Annotated in this window: 1 protein-coding gene; it reads right to left on the reverse strand. The window is 60.0% G+C overall.

Features of this window, described 5'->3' with window-relative positions:
* Positions 1-345: hypothetical protein (locus MM817_RS16475; RefSeq protein WP_241717142.1), on the reverse strand; the 345-nt coding region annotated here is incomplete at its 3' end.
* Positions 346-480: the final 135 nt, after the last annotated feature.

Genomic DNA, 480 nt, shown 5'->3' on the forward strand with positions numbered 1-480 from the left:
GCTCTCTTTGGCCGGTGCCAGCTCGCTTGCCGAACGCCATTCGCAGGCAGTGAACATCGGTTTCTCTCGTACCGTGGTGATGTAGCTGAAGCGCAGCCAGCCCAGCGCGTTGCCATCCGGTCCGCTGAACGGTATCCAGAAATCGGCATAGCCATTCGGGAGTGGCTCCCCGAAGGCTATGCGTAGTTCCGCGCCCCTGTCGCTGCGGTGTCCAGCTTCAATCCAGACGTCTGCCCCTTTGTACCAGGACAGGTCTGGCTTTGGAGCAGACAGCCCCAGGATGCTCCTGATCTTGCCGGGATCACGCTGGATGAGTTGCAGGAGCAGGTCTTCGTGCGTGGACATGGTAGTGGTCTCCTCGGTGATGGAGATCCAATGCTGATCCGTCGCCCTATCGATTGATTGTTCGGTACCCAAAAAGAGCCTTCGCGCGCGCGTGACGATGATGTCCGGGCGTCCTGCAGGAGCAGGATGCCCATC

Origin of the sequence: Sulfoacidibacillus ferrooxidans, assembly GCF_022606465.1 — a bacterium.
Classification (GTDB): domain Bacteria; phylum Bacillota; class Bacilli; order Alicyclobacillales; family SLC66; genus Sulfoacidibacillus; species Sulfoacidibacillus ferrooxidans.